The sequence below is a fragment of the Weizmannia sp. FSL W8-0676 genome, from assembly GCF_038593015.1.
Taxonomy (GTDB): Bacteria; Bacillota; Bacilli; order Bacillales; family Bacillaceae_C; genus Weizmannia; species Weizmannia coagulans.
Genome location: NZ_CP151954.1, coordinates 1620651 through 1638471, shown reverse-complemented (window position 1 = coordinate 1638471; position 17821 = coordinate 1620651). Strand labels below are relative to the sequence as shown.

The 17821-nt window shown below is 48.1% G+C and carries 18 protein-coding genes and 1 riboswitch; of the genes, 15 read left to right on the top strand and 3 right to left on the bottom strand.

Annotated features, from left to right (window positions below; genetic code table 11):
* Positions 1–95 precede the first annotated feature (95 nt).
* A riboswitch (purine riboswitch) is annotated at positions 96–197 on the top strand.
* Between the two features lie 153 nt (positions 198–350).
* Entirely contained in the window at positions 351–938 is a 588-nt protein-coding gene (locus tag NST20_RS07945; protein ID WP_013859459.1) for a xanthine phosphoribosyltransferase, read from the top strand.
* The gene (locus tag NST20_RS07940; protein WP_013859458.1) at positions 935–2248 is read left to right on the top strand and encodes a solute carrier family 23 protein; all 1314 of its coding nucleotides are present in this window, start codon (positions 935–937) and stop codon (positions 2246–2248) included. Before NST20_RS07945 ends, NST20_RS07940 begins: the two co-directional genes overlap by 4 nt.
* A gap of 46 nt (positions 2249–2294) precedes the next feature.
* On the opposite strand, the gene NST20_RS07935 is transcribed toward NST20_RS07940, so the two are convergent.
* Both NST20_RS07935 and NST20_RS07930 read right to left on the bottom strand, forming a co-directional pair.
* Entirely contained in the window at positions 2295–3134 is an 840-nt protein-coding gene (locus NST20_RS07935) for an SPFH domain-containing protein (protein WP_342400378.1), read from the bottom strand.
* 121 nt (positions 3135–3255) lie between these two features.
* On the bottom strand, positions 3256–3459 hold the full coding sequence (locus tag NST20_RS07930) for a hypothetical protein (protein ID WP_029141487.1): 204 nt from the start codon (positions 3457–3459) through the stop codon (positions 3256–3258).
* A 165-nt stretch (positions 3460–3624) separates the two neighbouring features.
* Here NST20_RS07930 and NST20_RS07925 point away from each other — a divergent pair, with 165 nt between their 5' ends.
* From NST20_RS07925 to glnA, 3 genes are all read left to right on the top strand, one after another.
* A complete protein-coding gene (locus tag NST20_RS07925; RefSeq protein ID WP_342400377.1) occupies positions 3625–7224 on the top strand; it encodes a dynamin family protein in 3600 nt (1199 codons plus the stop codon).
* A 94-nt stretch (positions 7225–7318) separates the two neighbouring features.
* Entirely contained in the window at positions 7319–7708 is a 390-nt protein-coding gene (locus NST20_RS07920) for a MerR family transcriptional regulator (protein WP_258921527.1), read from the top strand.
* 69 nt (positions 7709–7777) lie between these two features.
* On the top strand, positions 7778–9115 hold the full coding sequence (gene glnA, locus NST20_RS07915; protein ID WP_013859453.1) for a type I glutamate--ammonia ligase: 1338 nt from the start codon (positions 7778–7780) through the stop codon (positions 9113–9115).
* Between the two features lie 218 nt (positions 9116–9333).
* On the opposite strand, the gene lexA is transcribed toward glnA, so the two are convergent.
* On the bottom strand, positions 9334–9954 hold the full coding sequence (gene lexA, locus NST20_RS07910; RefSeq protein WP_017553015.1) for a transcriptional repressor LexA: 621 nt from the start codon (positions 9952–9954) through the stop codon (positions 9334–9336).
* 74 nt (positions 9955–10028) lie between these two features.
* Here lexA and NST20_RS07905 point away from each other — a divergent pair, with 74 nt between their 5' ends.
* The 10 genes from NST20_RS07905 (at position 10029) to NST20_RS07860 (ending at position 17751) form a co-directional block, all read left to right on the top strand.
* The gene (locus NST20_RS07905; RefSeq protein WP_328004619.1) at positions 10029–10187 is read left to right on the top strand and encodes a hypothetical protein; all 159 of its coding nucleotides are present in this window, start codon (positions 10029–10031) and stop codon (positions 10185–10187) included.
* Positions 10162–10500: a LysM peptidoglycan-binding domain-containing protein gene (locus NST20_RS07900; protein WP_017553014.1), complete on the top strand. Its 339-nt coding sequence runs from the start codon at positions 10162–10164 to the stop codon at positions 10498–10500. Before NST20_RS07905 ends, NST20_RS07900 begins: the two co-directional genes overlap by 26 nt.
* Positions 10497–11150 (top strand): recombinase family protein, encoded by a 654-nt coding sequence (locus tag NST20_RS07895; RefSeq protein ID WP_328192327.1) that lies wholly within the window; start codon positions 10497–10499, stop codon positions 11148–11150. The genes NST20_RS07900 and NST20_RS07895 overlap by 4 nt, the downstream gene beginning before the upstream one ends.
* A 91-nt stretch (positions 11151–11241) precedes the next feature.
* Positions 11242–11475 carry a DUF896 domain-containing protein gene (locus tag NST20_RS07890; RefSeq protein WP_342400376.1) on the top strand — a complete coding sequence of 78 codons (234 nt, stop codon included), beginning with the start codon at positions 11242–11244 and terminating at the stop codon, positions 11473–11475.
* 156 nt (positions 11476–11631) lie between these two features.
* Positions 11632–13047, top strand: coding sequence for an ISLre2 family transposase (locus tag NST20_RS07885; protein ID WP_342400375.1), 1416 nt, complete (start codon positions 11632–11634; stop codon positions 13045–13047).
* 375 nt (positions 13048–13422) lie between these two features.
* Complete coding sequence (tkt, locus tag NST20_RS07880; RefSeq protein ID WP_342400374.1) at positions 13423–15429, top strand: transketolase; 2007 nt, start codon at positions 13423–13425, stop codon at positions 15427–15429.
* 285 nt (positions 15430–15714) lie between these two features.
* Entirely contained in the window at positions 15715–16152 is a 438-nt protein-coding gene (gene sirA, locus NST20_RS07875) for a sporulation inhibitor of replication protein SirA (RefSeq protein ID WP_195850205.1), read from the top strand.
* A gap of 64 nt (positions 16153–16216) precedes the next feature.
* On the top strand, positions 16217–16438 hold the full coding sequence (locus NST20_RS07870) for a YneF family protein (RefSeq protein WP_161655518.1): 222 nt from the start codon (positions 16217–16219) through the stop codon (positions 16436–16438).
* A 199-nt stretch (positions 16439–16637) separates the two neighbouring features.
* Complete coding sequence (locus NST20_RS07865; protein ID WP_017553010.1) at positions 16638–17345, top strand: cytochrome c biogenesis protein CcdA; 708 nt, start codon at positions 16638–16640, stop codon at positions 17343–17345.
* Between the two features lie 46 nt (positions 17346–17391).
* Positions 17392–17751, top strand: a complete 360-nt coding sequence (locus tag NST20_RS07860; RefSeq protein WP_013859444.1) for a response regulator — start codon at positions 17392–17394, stop codon at positions 17749–17751.
* Positions 17752–17821: the final 70 nt, after the last annotated feature.

The window sequence follows — 17821 nt, the reverse complement described above, 5'->3', positions numbered from 1 at the left end:
CGTTTTGCCAAAACGCGAATAAAAAGAAAGATGGAAAATCCGCCGTTCGGAAATTTCGTCTTTACATGACGGAAAGATACCATTATACTTTTATTATAAAACTGAACGCATTCACTCATATAATCGCGGGAATATGGCCCGCAAGTTTCTACCAGGCTGCCGTAAACGGCCTGACTATGGGTGGGCAATGGGAACGTGGCAGATGGTTCCTTTTCCTTTTTGCACATGAAAAAGCTCAAAGGCGTTGCTTACTCCATTTTTTGTGGGTGCAGCGGCCTTTGGGCTTTTTTTCTAAAGGCCGCATGTTTCAATCAAGACAAATGCAGCGAAGGCAAAGAGGAGGAAAAACATTGAAAGCTTTACAAGAAAAAATCAGAAAAGACGGCATCGTGCTTTCAGACCAGGTGCTGAAAGTGGACGCTTTTTTAAATCACCAGGTCGACCCTGTCCTCATGAAACAGATCGGGGAAACATTTGCCGGGCTGTTTAAGCAGGATGGCGTAACCAAAATTTTGACGCTCGAATCTTCCGGCATTTCGCCCGCATTAATGGCAGCACTGGAATTAAACGTTCCGATGATTTTTGCCCGGAAAAGAAAACCATTCACGCAGGACGCGGACGTATATGAAGCTTCCGTCCATTCATTTACAAAACAAACAACCCATACCATTTCCGTTTCGCGCGCTTTTTTAAATCAGGGTGACCGGGTGCTTGTCATTGATGATTTTCTCGCAAACGGCCAGGCGGCTGAAGGCCTGATTGATATTATCGACCAGGCAGGGGCGGAACTTTGCGGTATCGGCATTGTGATTGAAAAAGCATTCCAGCCGGGCGGAAAAAGGCTGCGCGGACGCGGAATCCGCGTGGAGTCGCTCGCATCGATCCGGTCGCTTGAAAACGGCACGGTCAGCTTTCAAGAGGAGGCGTATACGAAATGAAACCGGAAAAAACCAAAATGACCGTACTGGCGATCCAGCACGTTTTGGCGATGTATGCGGGCGCAGTCATTGTGCCGATTATTACCGGCAGTTCCCTGGGGATGAACAGCAGGCAGCTGACGTACCTCGTTTCCATTGATATTTTCATGTCCGGCCTTGCGACACTGCTGCAAATTTGGAAAAACCGGTTTTTCGGCATCGGGCTTCCAATTATGCTCGGCTGCACATTTACCGCGGTCGGGCCGATGATCGCAATCGGCAAGCAGTACGGCGTTTCAGCTGTGTACGGCGCCATTCTCGTATCAGGGCTGTTTGTCATTTTGATCAGCAAATTTTTCAGCAAGCTGGCTCGCTTTTTCCCGCCGGTTGTGACCGGGTCGGTTGTCACGATTATCGGCGTGACGCTCATCCCGGTTGCCATGAAAGATATGGCGGGCGGAGACGGGAGCAAAGATTTCGGCTCCCTGGCCAATATCGCCCTTTCATTCGGCACTTTGCTCATCATTGTCCTCTTGCAGCGGTTTGCAAAAGGGTTTATCCGTTCGATCTCGATTTTAATCGGGCTGGCACTCGGCACCGTGGCGGCTGCACTGCTCGGAAAGGTCAGCTTTGCCCCGGTTGCGGAAGCCTCATGGGTGCATATCGTGCAGCCGTTTTATTTCGGCGCGCCGACTTTTGAGTGGAGCGCTTGTATCACGATGATCCTTGTGGCGCTCGTCAGTCTTGTGGAATCTTCCGGCGTCTACTTCGCTTTAAGCGGGATCACCAAACAGCCGCTCCATGAAGATGACCTTGCGAGGGGCTACCGGGCTGAAGGCCTTGCCGTCATGCTTGGCGGATTATTTAATGCTTTCCCGTACACCGCTTTTTCTCAAAACGTCGGCCTTATCCAGCTGTCTGGCGTGAAATCGAAAAACGTGATGGCGCTTGCCGGAACCTTTTTGCTCCTTTTCGGGCTGATTCCGAAATTAGGCGCCCTGACGACAATCATTCCGTCTTCCGTACTCGGCGGGGCGATGATTGCGATGTTCGGGATGGTCATTGCGTCAGGCATAAAAATGCTGAGCAAAGTCGATTTTGCCAATAACGAAAACTTGTTTATCATTGCCTGTTCAATCGGCATCGGCCTTGGCGTCACGGTGGTGCCGGATATTTTCAAGGGTTTGCCGCTGAATATCCAGCTTCTTACGCAAAGCGGCATTGTCGCAGGCAGTGTGACGGCCATTGTGCTCAATCTTTTTTTCCATATCCTTCCGAATAAACAGGAGGCAAAAGCAAAAGTAAAAAAAGTCGGGACACAGGCATCCTGACCGGATGAAAAAAGCTGGGCCGGATTCCGGTCCAGCTTTTTTCGGATTAATTTAAATTGCCGGTATTGATGACCGGCTGTGCGGCCCGGTCGGATACAATCGAAACCATCAGATTGTTGATCATAACCATCTTCCGCTCTTCATCCAGTTCAAAGCCGTCTTTTTCCAATTGCGCAATCGCCATCTGTGCCATGCCGACTGCCCCCTCCACGATTTTTTTCCGGGCGGCAAGAATGGCGGAAGCCTGCTGGCGCTGCAGCATGACGCTGGCAATTTCTGTAGAGTAGGCAAGGTGCGTGAGGCGCGCTTCCATAATTTCCACGCCGGCAACATCAAGGCGCGGCTGGAGTTCCTCTTTTAAATGCTTGGAAACTTCCTCCCCGTTTCCGCGCAGCGAAATCCCTTCTGCCTCCGCGCTGTCATAAGGGTATTTTGTGGCGACATGGCGGAGCTCCGTTTCGCTTTGGATCTCAACAAATTCTTCGTAGTCCTCCACATTAAACACGGCTTTCGCAGCATCGACCACACGGAATACGATCACTGCGGCAATTTCAATCGGATTTCCGTCCACGTCATTCACTTTTAATTTGGCGCTGTTAAAATTCCTTACCCGCAACGAAACGCGCCGCCTTACACTGAGCGGAACCGTTACGTAAAAGCCGCTTTCCCGGATGGCGCCTATATAGCGGCCGAAAAAAGTGACAACCAACGCCTGGTTCGGCTGGATTACACAAATTCCCGAGACAAGCAGGACGCTTATGGCAAGCAGGACAATACCGGCAAAAAAATTGACGGCAAAAAGGAAAAACAAACCTAGAACAGCGAAAACGGCAATCGCTAAAATACCGAGAAAACCGTTTATGTGCCAGGCTTTCTTTTCGGACATCTCTTCCCCACCTCTTTTATTTTCTCTTCACTTCATCATAACATGCCGGCATATTGCTGTCACGCTGAGGGAGAGAAATCCCGTGCATTTTAGCAAAGCAAAAGCCGCCAAAGTGTAGCGGCTACTGCCGGTTTGACTGCCATTCCTGAAAGGAGCCCGTTCCGTTGCACCCGGAACAGTCAAACGGATAAGCGTATTCGTATGCGGCCGGCATGATAAAACCGCGCACGGCGCAATCCGGGCATTTGTTTTGTTCCTGCATCGCGGACAAGTATTTTTCGCGTCGTGCGGACTGCCAGGCAGAAAGGGAACGGAATAATCCCATCTGCTTTCACCTCCTGATACAGCCATATGATGGGTTTCTTTCCGGAAAATTATCCGCGGCCCGCGGTATTCGCCCGGGCAAGGAGAAAAATGAGTTTAATATAGTATGAATACGATGAAAAATTCGTTAAAATAGAGCTATCAACACACAATGGGGAGTAAAGTGATGGCCAAACTACAGGAAAAAAGCAAAAACACAACACAGATTTTAAGCTTAATTGAACATTTCCGGCAAAACGGGGATGAACAAAGGGTGGAAAAAGCGAAAAACCTGCTGAAAAAAGTCCGCCGCGAAGATTTCCATATCGCGTTTTGCGGGCATTTTTCAGCCGGCAAGTCCACCATGATTAACGCACTTCTAGGCAGCCGTGTCCTTCCGTCAAGCCCGATTCCGACGAGCGCCAATCTCGTCAAAATTGAAAAGGGGACGGAAGACTGCGCCATTGTTTATGAAAAAGGGGAAGCCCCTTTGATTTTTCACGCGCCGTATGATTTTGAAGTTGTCAAAGATTATTGTAAAAAGGGGCATGTCCAGGAAATTGAAATCACAAAGCCTGATTCCAATTTGCCGGCGGGATTGACGGTGATGGATACGCCGGGTGTCGATTCAACCGACGATGCGCACCGGATTGCCACGGAATCGGCGATTTATATGGCGGACCTTGTCTTTTATGTAATGGATTACAACCATGTCCAGTCGGAACTGAATTTTACCTTTACAAAAGAACTGCTCGATCACGGGCTTGAACTTTATTTAATTATTAACCAGATTGACAAGCACCGGAATGAAGAGCTGCCGTTTTCCGCATTCCGGCGGGGGGTTGAAAATGCATTTGCATCCTGGCATGTCCGGCCGGGTGGCATTTTTTACACCTCTTTAAAAGACCCGGATCATCCCGATAATGAATTCGGCCGGCTGAAAGCGCTCATTGACCGCGCCGTTTCCGAAAAATCCGCCCGGCTGGAACGGTCTGTTGAAGCATCCTTAAGCGTGCTGGAAAAAGAACATGCCGACTGGCTTGAAGCACAGTACGCGCCGCAAAAAGCAGCATATGGGGAAGTACTTGCAAAATACCCAGGAACCGGGAAAGCGGAAGCATATGAAGAGGAACAAGAGTGGTTTGAAAAAGAACGGGTGCTTCTTGCCCGCATTGAAAATTGGGAGGAAGAAACGCGGCAAAAGCTTCAAACACTTCTGGACGGCGCCTATTTAATGCCGTTTGAAACGAGAGAGAAAGCAAAAGCGTATCTTGAAAGCATGCAAAAAGATTTCCAGGCCGGCGGTTTTTTTGCGAAGAAGAAAAAAACCGAAGAAGCAAGAAAACAGCGGCTCCATGATTTCTATGCCGCCCTGAAAGCCAATGTTGAGGCACAAATCGACTGGCATCTCCGCCCGCTGGCGCAAGAAGCTTTAAAAACGCTCCATCTCGCTGGCGCGCAAATGCTGGAACAACAGGCCGGCATGCTTAAAGCAGATTTCAGCGAAGCAATGCTTGCCGCCCAGGTAAAAGAGGGCGCCCGGCTGACAGGCGACTACATCCTCCATTATTGCGAAAATGTCTCGGACGAAATAAAACGTTCCGCCCGCCAGGCTTGGGACGATTGGAAAGCGCCCGTCCTGAAGCAGGCTGCCTTGGAAACAGAGGAACAGCTTAAAATGGCCCGGAAAAAGGCCGGGCAGGCAAAAGAACTGGCAGAGGCTTACAGGCATCTTGAAAAAATAGAAAGGCAGCTTGTCGAAAAACGGGCTGAACTGAAAGCACCTGCCGCACATCCGGAACAGCTGCTGGCTGAAATAGAGAAAGAATGGGCGGATGAAAAGGCGCATTACCGGGTGTACCGCGGGGAAAAGGATGCAAAACAGCCGGAAGAAACCGGCAAGGCTACAGAAACCTCCGCCCCGGCAGAAAAACAAGCCGGCACATTGCCACTTGAAACCGCGCTTGCCAAAATGGAGCAGGCGATTACGCTGCTAAAAGATCAGCACGGTTTTAAACGGTATACCGAAACGCTCAGTACAAAAAGCAGGCGCCTGAAAAACCGCCGCTATACCGTTGCGCTGTTCGGCGCGTTCAGCGCGGGAAAATCGTCTTTTGCAAACGCGCTTGCCGGCGAAAAAGTGCTGCCAGTTTCACCGAATCCGACAACAGCAGCCATTTGCCGGATCTGCCCGCCTGATGCGGCACATCCGCATAAAACGGCAGCCGTCCAGCTGAAAACGGAGGCACAGATGCTGGAAGATGTCAACAAGTCGCTCGCTGTTTTCGGGCTCGGCTGCCGTTCTTTCGGGGAAGCGCTTGAAAAAATTGAAACTTTGCACGCAAAAGAAACGAGCAAAGCAAACGAAAAAGTCCATCTCTCTTTTTTGCGTGCCTTTGCGAAAGGCTTCCCTGATTTCAACGGGCGGGCCGGGCAGAACTTGAATGCCGGAATGGAAGCGTTCCGCCGGTTTGTTGCCGATGAAACCCAGTCTTGTTTTGTTGAGTCCATTGATTTGTTTTATGATTGCCCGTTCACAAGGCTTGGCATTACGCTGGTCGATACGCCCGGAGCCGACTCGATCAATGCCCGTCATACCGGCGTGGCATTTGAATATATTAAAGACTCGGATGCGGTTTTCTTCGTCACATACTATAACCATGCCTTCGCGCGCGCAGACAGGGAATTTCTCATCCAGCTCGGGCGGGTAAAAGAAGCATTTGAACTGGATAAGATGTTTTTTATTGTCAATGCGATTGATCTTGCCTCGTCCGGTGAAGAATATAAAGAAGTGATGGACTATGTCAGGGGGCAGCTGCTCCATTTTGGCATCCGCAACCCGCGCCTGTATGGTGTATCAAGCCTGCTTGCGCTTTCAGGCAGGCGGAAGGAAGCGAAAATGGCCGAATTTGAAGCCGGGTTCCGCCAATTTCTCGACCATGATTTGCTGAATATGGTGCTTCAGTCCGCACAAAACGAGCTGGAACGCGGCCTCGAAATGGTGGATGCCGTGATCCGCGATGCCAATGAATCAATTGAAACAAAGAAAGCGAAACGGGAACTCCTCCGGAAACGGCGGGAAGAGGCAGAAGCCATTTTGAAAAATACAAAGCTGGCGTTCTTCACAGACAGCGTTATGCAGGAGCAGAAGGAGCTGCTCTATTACGTGAAACAGCGTGTTTTTTACCGCTTCGCCGACTTTTTCAAGGAAGCTTTTAATCCGGCAACGGTAAAGGCAGCGAAAGATTTGCCGGGCGCCCTTCAGGAGCTTGCAGAACTCGTCGGTTATGATTTTGCGCAGGAGATGCGGGCGACAAATGTAAGGCTTGAAGCCCATTGCCGGAATTTATTCGCCTCCCAAAGCGCGGAATGGAACAGGGAGATAAAACGTTTGCTTCCTGATTTGTCCGTCAGTACGTTTGAAGCGGGCGCACACGCTACGCCTGATTTTCCTGCGGCTTTTTTGGAGACGGATTTGAAGCCTTTTGAAAAGGCATTCCGCCATTTTAAAAATGCACGCACCTTTTTTGAAAAAGGAGGAAAAGCCGGCATGCAGGAAGAACTGCAGGACGTGTTCGAACCGCTTGCACAGCAGTATCTTGACGTGCAGGGAGAAAAGCTTGCCGGTTCGTTCCGATCATGGCTGGAGGAAGAGTTTGCAAAAATGCAATCGGAAGCTTTGCTCGATATTGCCGAACAGTTCGATGCCCGCCTTGAAGCCCTTAGAAAGAGCGTGGACGTGGCAGAATGGATGGAAATCCGCGAAAAACTCGTTTTGCCTTCCTAAGGGCAATAAAAATGATGTGAGAAAACTTAACATTTTGTTGACAAAAAAACTCACATCGAATATAGTAAAAATATAAAGAAAAGGAGCGTATAACATGGGTCGAAAAGAAATCCGCCGTTCGATGCCGCTTTTGCCGATCGGGACTGTTATGAAACTGACAGATTTATCGGCCCGGCAGATCCGTTATTATGAAGAACATGAGCTGATTACACCGGCAAGGACGGAAGGCAACCGCCGCCTTTATTCCTTAAATGATGTCGACCGGCTTCTTGATATTAAAGATTTGCTGGATCAGGGGATCAATATTGCGGGTATCAAAAAAATCTTATTGATGAACGACCACCGCGGAACCGGGCCGGTACTCGTCAAAAATCATGTAACGGATGAAGAAATCCGCAAACGGCTTCGCCAGGAACTGCTGCAGGCCGGCCGTTTTCAAAGCCCGAGCCAGCGGTTGAGCGATGCGCCCCGTTTTTTCCATTAACGTTGTTGAAAAGCTAGTTTTATAGCTTAGATATATACTTTTTATTGCCTAAAGGGAGGAATACTGTTCATGCCTAAGTTTACACGCGAAGATATTTTGAAGAATGCCGAAGAACAAAATGTGAAATTCATCCGCTTGCAGTTCACGGATATTTTAGGGACGATTAAAAACGTCGAAATCCCGCTCAGCCAGCTTGAAAAAGCGCTCGACAATAAAATCATGTTCGACGGCTCTTCGATTGAAGGATTTGTCCGGATTGAAGAATCGGATATGTATCTGTATCCGGACTATGATACATGGGTTATTTTCCCGTGGACGGCTGAGAAAGGGAAAGTTGCCCGCCTGATTTGCGATATTTATAATCCGGACGGCACCCCGTTTGAAGGAGATCCGCGGAATAACCTGAAGCGAGTATTGAAAGAAATGGAAGAACTTGGCTTCACGAGTTTTAATCTTGGGCCTGAACCGGAATTCTTCCTCTTTAAGCTGAATGAAAAAAATGAACCGACCCTTGAGCTGAATGACAACGGTGGCTATTTTGACCTGGCGCCGACGGATCTTGGCGAAAACTGCCGGCGCGACATCGTATTGGAACTCGAGGAAATGGGCTTTGAAATTGAAGCATCCCACCATGAAGTTGCGCCTGGCCAGCACGAAATTGATTTTAAATATGCGGATGCTGTCAGGGCATGCGACAATATCCAGACCTTTAAACTGGTGGTCAAGACAATTGCACGCAAACACGGCCTGCATGCGACGTTTATGCCGAAACCGTTGTTTGGCGTGAACGGCTCCGGGATGCACTCCAATCTTTCGCTCTTTAAAGGAAAAGAAAATGCATTCTATGATCCGAACGATGCAGAACTGCAGCTGAGCGATACGGCATACCAGTTCATCGCCGGCATCATAAAGCATGCGCCGAACTTTACGGCCGTAACGAATCCGACGGTGAACTCCTATAAACGGCTTGTGCCGGGTTATGAAGCGCCTTGTTATGTTGCTTGGTCCGCCCGCAACCGCAGCCCGCTCATGCGTATTCCGGCTTCCCGCGGCTTAAGCACGCGCGTTGAAGTGCGCAGTGTTGACCCGTCTGCGAACCCGTACCTCGCGCTCGCCGTCCTGTTAAAAGCAGGGCTTGACGGCATCGCGAACAAATTGCAGGCGCCGGAACCAGTCGACCGCAACATCTATGTCATGACGAAAGAAGAAAGAGAAGAAGCCGGCATTGTCGACCTCCCGGGCACGCTGCTGCAGGCGCTGGAAAACTTAAAATCGGATGAAGTAATGGTAGACGCCCTTGGCGATCACATCATCGAACACTTCCTTGAAGCAAAGGAAATTGAATGGGATATGTTCCGCACACAAGTCCACCAATGGGAACGCGACCAGTATATCGAAATGTATTAAGCAAGAAACCCCTTGAAGCGTAAGGCTTTGAGGGGTTTTTGTTTAATGGGCAGTTTCCCATCTCACGCTCAGAAAAACAAAATGCCCGATAATTGCCCCGTTTTTTCCTTCAAAAATAGATTGGAAGCCCGGAAAACCTCAAGTGCCACAGGCATTTTTGCCATCAAACTCGCATATGCTCTATTAAAAAAGAAGCAGCCGAAACTGCCTCTTTTTGATCAGTGCACCATTTGCCTGTACAGCCCGATGACAACGCCGAGAATGGTGACGTTTTTCAATATGATCGGTTCCATTGTCTGGTTTTCAGGCTGCAGCCGGAAGTAGTCTTTTTCCTTGAAAAATCTTTTTACTGTCGCTTCATTTTCATCTGTCATGGCGACCACGATATCCCCGTTGCTTGCCGTCTGCTGGGAGCGGACAATCACATAATCGCCGTTTAAAATCCCTGCATCCACCATGCTGTCCCCTTCGATTTCCAGCATATAGACGGACTCGTCAGACGGGACAAGATGTTCCGGAAGCGGAAAATACTCTTCAATATTTTCTACAGCCGTAATCGGTATGCCTGCTGTTACCTTTCCGACGATAGGCACATTGACAACATTTTGGGCCGGTATTTCTTCATCATGGTCCAAAATTTCAATCGCTCTCGGCTTTGTAGGGTCGCGCCTGATCAGCCCTTTGCTTTCAAGCCTTGCGAGATGGCCATGGACAGTTGAACTGGAAGCAAGCCCGACTGCCTGGCCAATTTCCCGCACGGAAGGGGGATAGCCTTTTGTTTTGACTTCATGCTTGATGAAATCAAGTATCGCCTGTTGCCGTTTTGATAGTTTTGCCATTATATCCACCTCGTCGCAGTTTTGTTTGGCACCCGCGCTGCGTACGGGGACGCAAACGGGAGGAATGCCATTATTTGCTATTATTATATCACATTGCAGAAGATAAAACAAACGTAAGTTCGAAAAAAATGTTGACGAAAAACAGGCGTTCGTTTTATAATAGAACTGGTGATTGGACGAACGAATATTCGCGGGAGGAAGATGGAGATGTCACGATTATGGAAAAAGTATAATTATGTTATGATTTTAGCAGGGCTTGCGCTTGTTTTCGGATTTTTCATGATTGGAAGTCTGCGGGATCCATCCCCACACTATATCAAAATCAGCGTTACAGAGGGCGAGACGCTTTGGAATATCGCCGGTCAGTATGCAGAACAGGGCAAAATGTCGAGGGAAGCATTTATCAGCTGGGTTGAGCGCCATAATGGGATTAACGGCAACATGATCAAAGCCGGCGAAAAAATTGTCATTCCGGTAGAAAAAAATGAAATCAGGGATGATAAAAGGGAACTTGCGATGAAATCACAATGGGAGACGAAAAAATGAAAGTTGTTTTATATTGCAGAGTAAGCACGGAAAAAGAAAGCCAGGAAACTTCTTTGGCGAGGCAGCGGGAAGAGCTGGAGAAGCTTTCGGATTCCCGCGGTTTTCAAGTGGCCGGGGTGATCTGCGACCGGGCAAGCGGCTACGACCTGGACAGGCCCGGTATCCTTGAACTTCTTGATATCATTGGAAATGAAAAGGTTGACGCCGTACTGGTGCAGGATGAAACACGGATTGGAAGAGGAAATGCAAAAATTGCACTGCTCCATTTTTTATATAAAAAAGGGGTCAAAGTATATTGTTATGCACAAAACGGTGAACTCGAACTTTCGGAATCCGATTCAATGGTGTTGAAAATTGTCAGCATGGTTGAAGAGTACCAGCGAAAGCTGCATAACTTAAAAATCAAAAGGGGGATGGAACGCGCAGTCAGAAACGGCTACCGCCCGGAAAAAAATTTAAAAGGAAAGCGGAATCCGGACGGCAGGGAGAGGAAGGAAGTGCCGGTTGAAGAAATTATCCGCCTGCGGGACAACGGCCTGACTTTTCAGGAGATTGCTGCGACAATGCGCGGTTTTGGCTATCAAGTTTCAAAAGCAACCGTCCACCGGCGTTACAGGGAATATATGGAGGAAACGGTGCATGATCAATAGTACCAAAACCGGTTTCGCCGGTGCGCTTTCTTTGCAGGCGGGCCTATATTTTAGTAAGATGGCATCAATCACGGATTAAAGGAGAGAAAATATGCTTTCAAAGGAAAAAATGGCAAGAATAAACGAATTGGCGAAAAAAGCGAAAATCGGCGGCCTGACAGGTGAGGAAGCAAAGGAACAGTCAAAGTTGCGAAGCGAGTATTTGCAGGCGTTCCGCTCTTCATTCAGAAAAACGATTGAAAATGTCCGTGTGCTTGACCCCGAAGGCCAGGACGTTACCCCGGAAAAAATAAAGCAAATCCAAACAAAAAGAAAGCTGCACTAAAGGGGCGCCATCCTGCTTCTTTCTTACAAAATCCATACAAAATGGTAGTATGTGTAAAATTTTACTCGAAGGGCAGATGAGTGGAAAAAAATGGGAAGACGCTCTATCATTTAAATGTACGCTTGTGGGCGAATACATTTAGAAAGAGGTCTTCCTATGGATATTATATCAATAATTGCTAGATTATTAAAGGATACAAAAAGTCTTATTGAATTTGAAGAACAAGTTAAAATTCTGATCCAGAATGCCTTTACGCAATGGGTTGGGGAAATATTTGAGACGTTAGATAAAACAATTAAGCAAAAAAAGCTGGAGGATGGCTGGGAGTACTGCCGGAGTGATAACAGAAGCATTCAGTTTTTATTTGGAAATGTGACCTTTAAACGTTCACTAATGCATGACCAGAAAGGGAATTCACATTATCCTCTGGATGAATGGTTAGGGCTTTTACCATACCAACGATACAGCCCGTTAGTGGAGTTAAAGGTGGCAGAGTTGGCAAGTGAGAACACCTATCGGGAGGTAGCTGATATTTTAAAAGAATGGACAGCAGTGAGCCTTAGTCACACAACTGTAGGGAAAATGGTGAAACGCGTAGGAAAAACACAGGCGGAAGCTGACAGGGCACTTTTAGAAGAGCTGGAAGTAGCTGTCTCACTGCCTGGCGGGAAGAAGGTAGACTATCTGTTTTCCGAGGCAGATGGTGTATTTGTACGGGGACTGAAAAAGAAACAGAGTATGGAAGTTCACCACGCCATTCTCTATGAGGGATGGGAAGCCAATGGCAAAAGGGTCTCCCTGCGTCAGCCAACAGTTATCATGACGACGGAAGCAATCCAGACATTTTGGGATGAAGTGCAAGCCAAAGCTGCCAACACCTACTCTCTTGAAAAAGCGCATGTCATTACAAACAGCGATGGAGGTGCAGGGTATACAGCTGAACGGTTTCAAACAGCATTCTCACAGTCGGAATTTCCGGTGCTCAACCAGCTGGATACCTACCACGTTGCACAAGCCATCGTAAGGACATTCGGGGGCGGAAAGAGCGAGATCAAAGAGCAAATTAGAAAAGCGATTAGAACGCATGACCTGGACCAATTCACGTTATATTTGGATACGCACGAAAGCACCTTGACGGATAAAAAGGCTCTCAAGAAAATCAAGGAATTCCGTTCGTATATCTTGAAAAACTGGGACCGCATTTTTGACTGGAGAGACAGGGTGAAAAACGTGCCGGAAGGTGCGAGAGGCCTAGGAGCGATGGAATCGAATCAAAGGCATATCTCCTTCAGGATGAAAAAAAGGGGCATGCATTGGAGTGAACTTGGCGCAGAAGCCATGGTGAAAATCAAACAAGGCATACTCAATGGGACATTGAGAGAAGTCTATCTGAAACACCGTTCAAGAAGCGCGAGAAAGCAACGGAGCTTGCAACAATCCATCAGGATGTCTCAACGATTCAAGCAGCCTGTACGCCCGTCAATCGGCGTAAAGCACGGATCAGTTTCCCTGCATTCAAGCCGTTCATCGGCAATGGGACATTTAAGCAAAATATTAGAGCTTTCGTTTTAAGCTTGGCTCAGTGGGGACTGATCGTTGAGGCGCGCGAAATTTACGAGACTCCTGCGGGAAAAGCGAGCCAGGAGAGACCCCGCAGCGAGGTACGAGCGAGGAGGCTCGCCGGCCGCCCGCGGAAAGCGAGTGAATTTCGCGCGCCTCAACATCCCCGTTATCCATCTTTATACGGAAATATTACATCTTTTCCGAAAATTACACCGAGCAAGTAAAGCACGGTAGCCGAAAGTGTACAAAAAGAGTGTCTTGGAATACCCGATATTTAAACCTTGTCGAGAAAAACTTGACACATACAAATGGTAAAAGAGTTGTGTTATGGGTTTCACTTGCCTTAATATAAAATTGTAACCCATGAAGAAAGGATGTTAGCAGATGTTTGATAAAACGGACGAACTGGCAGTCACAACAATCCGGACTTTGTCCATTGACGCCATTGAAAAAGCAAAATCCGGCCATCCGGGGCTTCCGATGGGGGCTGCGCCAATGGCATACACCCTCTGGACAAGGTTTATGAACCAAAACCCGAAAAACCCGCACTGGTTTAACCGGGACCGTTTCGTATTATCCGCAGGGCATGGTTCCATGCTGCTTTATAGCCTGCTCCATTTATCCGGCTATGCATTAAGCATGGATGATATTAAAAATTTCCGGCAATACGGCAGCAAAACCCCGGGACATCCGGAATACGGGCATACGGAAGGCGTGGAAGCAACGACCGGTCCGCTCGGGCAGGGGATTGCCATGTCAGTCGGGATGGCGATGGCAGAACGGCATCTGGCGGCTGTATACAACAAAGAAAATTTCCCCGTCATTGACCATTATACATATGCTTTATGCGGAGACGGCGACTTAATGGAAGGTGTATCTGCCGAAGCTGCTTCCTTGGCGGGACATTTAAAATTGGGACGCCTCATTGTATTGTACGATTCCAATGACATTTCCCTTGACGGCGAGTTAAACAAGGCCTTTTCCGAAAGTGTTGCCGACCGGTTTAAAGCATACGGCTGGCAGTATTTGCGGGTTGAAGACGGGAATGATATGGCACAGGTCGCAAAAGCGATCGAGGAAGCAAAGGCGGATACAAGCCGGCCGACACTCATCGAAGTGAAAACGATCATCGGTTACGGTTCCCCGAACAAATCCGGGAAATCGGCTGCCCACGGCGCTCCGCTCGGAGAAGATGAACTGAAACTGACGAAAGAAGCGTATAAATGGACGTTTGAAGAAGACTTCTATGTTCCGGATGAAGTTTACGCCCGGTTCCGTGAATTGGTTGTAGAAAACGGCGTGAAAAAGGAACAAGAGTGGGCGTCCCTGTTTGAGGCTTATGAAAAACAATACCCGCAGCTTGCGGCTGAACTAAAACAGGCGATAAAAGGCGAGCTTCCGGATGGATGGGACAAGGACATTCCGGTCTATGAAGAAGGCAAAATCCTTGCCAGCCGTGCGGCAAGCGGGGAAGTGCTAAATGCCATATCCAAACATTTGCCGTCTTTGTTCGGTGGATCTGCCGACCTTGCCGGATCCAACAATACGCGGTTGAAAGAAGACAAGGACTATATGCCGGATGCCTATGAAGGGCGCAATATCTGGTTTGGTGTCCGCGAATTTGCGATGGGCGCAGCCATGAACGGCATGGCGCTTCATGGCGGTGTGCATGTATACGGCGGCACGTTCTTTGTTTTCTCGGATTATTTGCGTCCTGCCATCCGCCTGGCCGCGCTTATGGGCCTCCCGGTAACATACGTCTTTACGCATGACAGTATCGCAGTCGGGGAAGACGGGCCGACGCATGAACCGGTTGAACAGCTTCCTTCTTTAAGAGCGATGCCGGGCTTGTCGGTCATCCGCCCCGCGGACGGCAATGAAACGGCGGCTGCCTGGCGGCTGGCCCTGTCATCTGAAAACCATCCGACTGCGCTTGTTTTGACGCGCCAAGGGCTGCCAACCTTGAAAGGGACGGCTGAAAAAGCGCTGGAAGGCGTTTCAAAAGGCGCCTATGTCATATCCCCTGCACAAAAGGAAATGGCTGACGTTCTCCTTCTTGCCAGCGGGTCGGAAGTCCACCTGGCTGTGCTCGCGCAGCAGCAATTGGCGGAACAAAAGATTGATGCTGCTGTTGTCAGCATGCCGTCATGGGACCGTTTTGAACAGCAAAGCAAAGAATACAAAGAATCCGTATTGCCGGCACAGGTGAAAAAACGCCTTGCCATTGAAATGGCTTCACCATTCGGCTGGGAAAGGTATACCGGCGATGAAGGCGATATTTTGTCGGTTGATACGTTTGGCGCAAGCGGAAACGGCAATACCGTTGTGGAAAAATACGGATTTACCGTTGAAAATGTTGTGGCACGTGTAAAAAAATTATTGGGCATGTAATCGTTCCGGGCCTGCTTTTGCGGTATTCGCAAAAGCAGGCTCATTTTTATGAAGGAAGGGTATAAGAATAGGGGGCTTGAAGTACCGGAGCTGAGTTGAATTAGCTTCTCCCTTGGACGCAACCGATTTTGCAGCAACGCTTTGATACATTTACGCTTATTTTCCTGTATGTACGTGTAATCGAATGTTCCACAGTAATTTTTTAAATTTTGTTACAACAAACGACAACTTTTTTGGGGCCCGTCCATTATAGTGAAGGTAACAAAGTTGCGGGAGTGAGATCATATGCGATCCTATTCTATCTACCTGATAAAAGAGGAGTTTGCACAATATTATTACGGCAGGGAACGAATGTTTTTTAACCTTTTTCACCAGTATGCGCACGTTTCCGGAAGTTTGAAAAATGTCCTCAGCAGACAGATCCATTATATTACAAAGCAGATTCCGCTCTTGCCTGTCCATCATGTCTTGCAGCCGTTATTTTCTGACACCATTAACATGACGAAAACCGGCGCTTGCCAACTTCTTTCAATAAAAGAGGGGCAGGTGCTGGAAGTGACCATAGAAGAAAGAATGCTCCGCCTGAACGTATCCGGTAGTTATGATACAGAAACCGCCGTTTTTGAAATTCTGAGGAACTTCAAAGGAAATCTGCTTGCAATCGATTACGACCATAAACGATACGGCTGGATAAAACCGGTTAAAGAAAGAAAATTCGTGTGAGAAGAAAACAAGTATTGTATAATTCAAATGGATTTAGTACACTGTATGTGAGTGAAGGAGGTATATTATGATTTGGGTGTTCGTTCTTGTAGCCCTTATTGCTCTTTTGGCAGGCGCAGCAATCGGGTTTTTCATCGCCCGTAAATATATGATGAATTACCTGAAGAAAAATCCGCCGATTAATGAACAAATGCTGAGAATGATGATGATGCAAATGGGTATGAAGCCGTCTCAGAAGAAAATTAATCAAATGATGAATGCCATGAACAAACAAATGAAATCTTAAGCTGGATACCCGGCTTTTGTGGTATATCCATCACCATTGTTAAGCTTCTCACGATTCTGTAAACCACTTTTTCTGCCAATTTCCTGCACAGAAAAGGTGGTTTTTGATTTCATGTTCCATTTTTATGCTTTCGTGATGTTTTTTCTCTTTCAATCAGTTTATGTTAAAATGAAAATGAGCCGGGATGGGGAGTGAACCGATGGCTGATGTAACAGTATGGCTGTCTTTCGGGGCAGGTTTCATGAGCTTTATATCGCCTTGCTGTCTGCCGCTTTACCCTGCTTTTGTTTCTTATATAACAGGCGCTTCTGTTAGCCGGTTAAAAAGCGGGGGCGGCATGCGGGAGTGGAAAAGTATCCTGCATACCGTTTGGTTCCTCGCAGGATTTTCCACAGTTTTTATTGCATTGGGGTTTGGTGCTTCCTGGATCGGGAGTTTTTTTATCCGTTACCAGGATGCCATCCGGCAGCTCGGTGCAGTCGCGCTCATTTTTTTTGGGCTGCTTGCTGCGGGCATTTTTCAGCCGGGGATCTTTATGAAAGTGTACCGAATCGATGTAAAAAAGCAGCCGGCCGGATTCTTGGGTTCTTTTCTCGTCGGGCTTGTGTTTGCTGCCGGCTGGACGCCTTGCACCGGGCCGATTCTTGCCTCGGTATTGGCGATGGCAGTGGCCCATCCGGCTTCTGCGTCCGTCTATATGGCTGCATATGTGTTCGGCTTCTCCATCCCTTTTTTTGTCCTTGCTTTTTTTATCGGACGATTGGGGTGGATGCAAAAATATAGCGTGAAACTATTAAAATGGAGCGGTGTTGTGATGATATTCGCCGGAATCCTGTTCTTTTTTGACTGGATGCCTGTCATTTCCGGTTATATGAGTGCGCTGTTCGGGGGATTCCAGGGATTTTAATTCGGGTTGCATTTTAACGGATCAATGAGGAGGAGAAATTCGATCGATGGCAAATGTGTTGATTGTGGATGATGCAAAATTTATGAGGATGACTTTGGCGAAAATGCTGGAAAACGGCGGCCATACCGTTGTGGGCGAAGCGGAGAACGGGCAGCGGGCGATTGAATTATACCGTGAAGTCAGGCCGGATGTCGTTACGATGGACATTACCATGCCGGAGATGACCGGCATTGAAGCTGTGAAAAAGATCGTGCGCGAATTCCCGGACGCAAAAATTATTATTTGCTCCGCGCTTGGCCAGCAAAAACTGGTCGTCGAAGCAATAGAATCCGGCGCAAAGGATTTTATCGTCAAGCCTTTTGATGAAACACGTGTTTTAGAAGCGGTTGAACGCGTTTTGAACTGACAGGCGCCGCAAAAAAAGAGAGGCAGGCATTCCGGCTGGACATCAACCCCGCTTTTATGGTTGAATATTA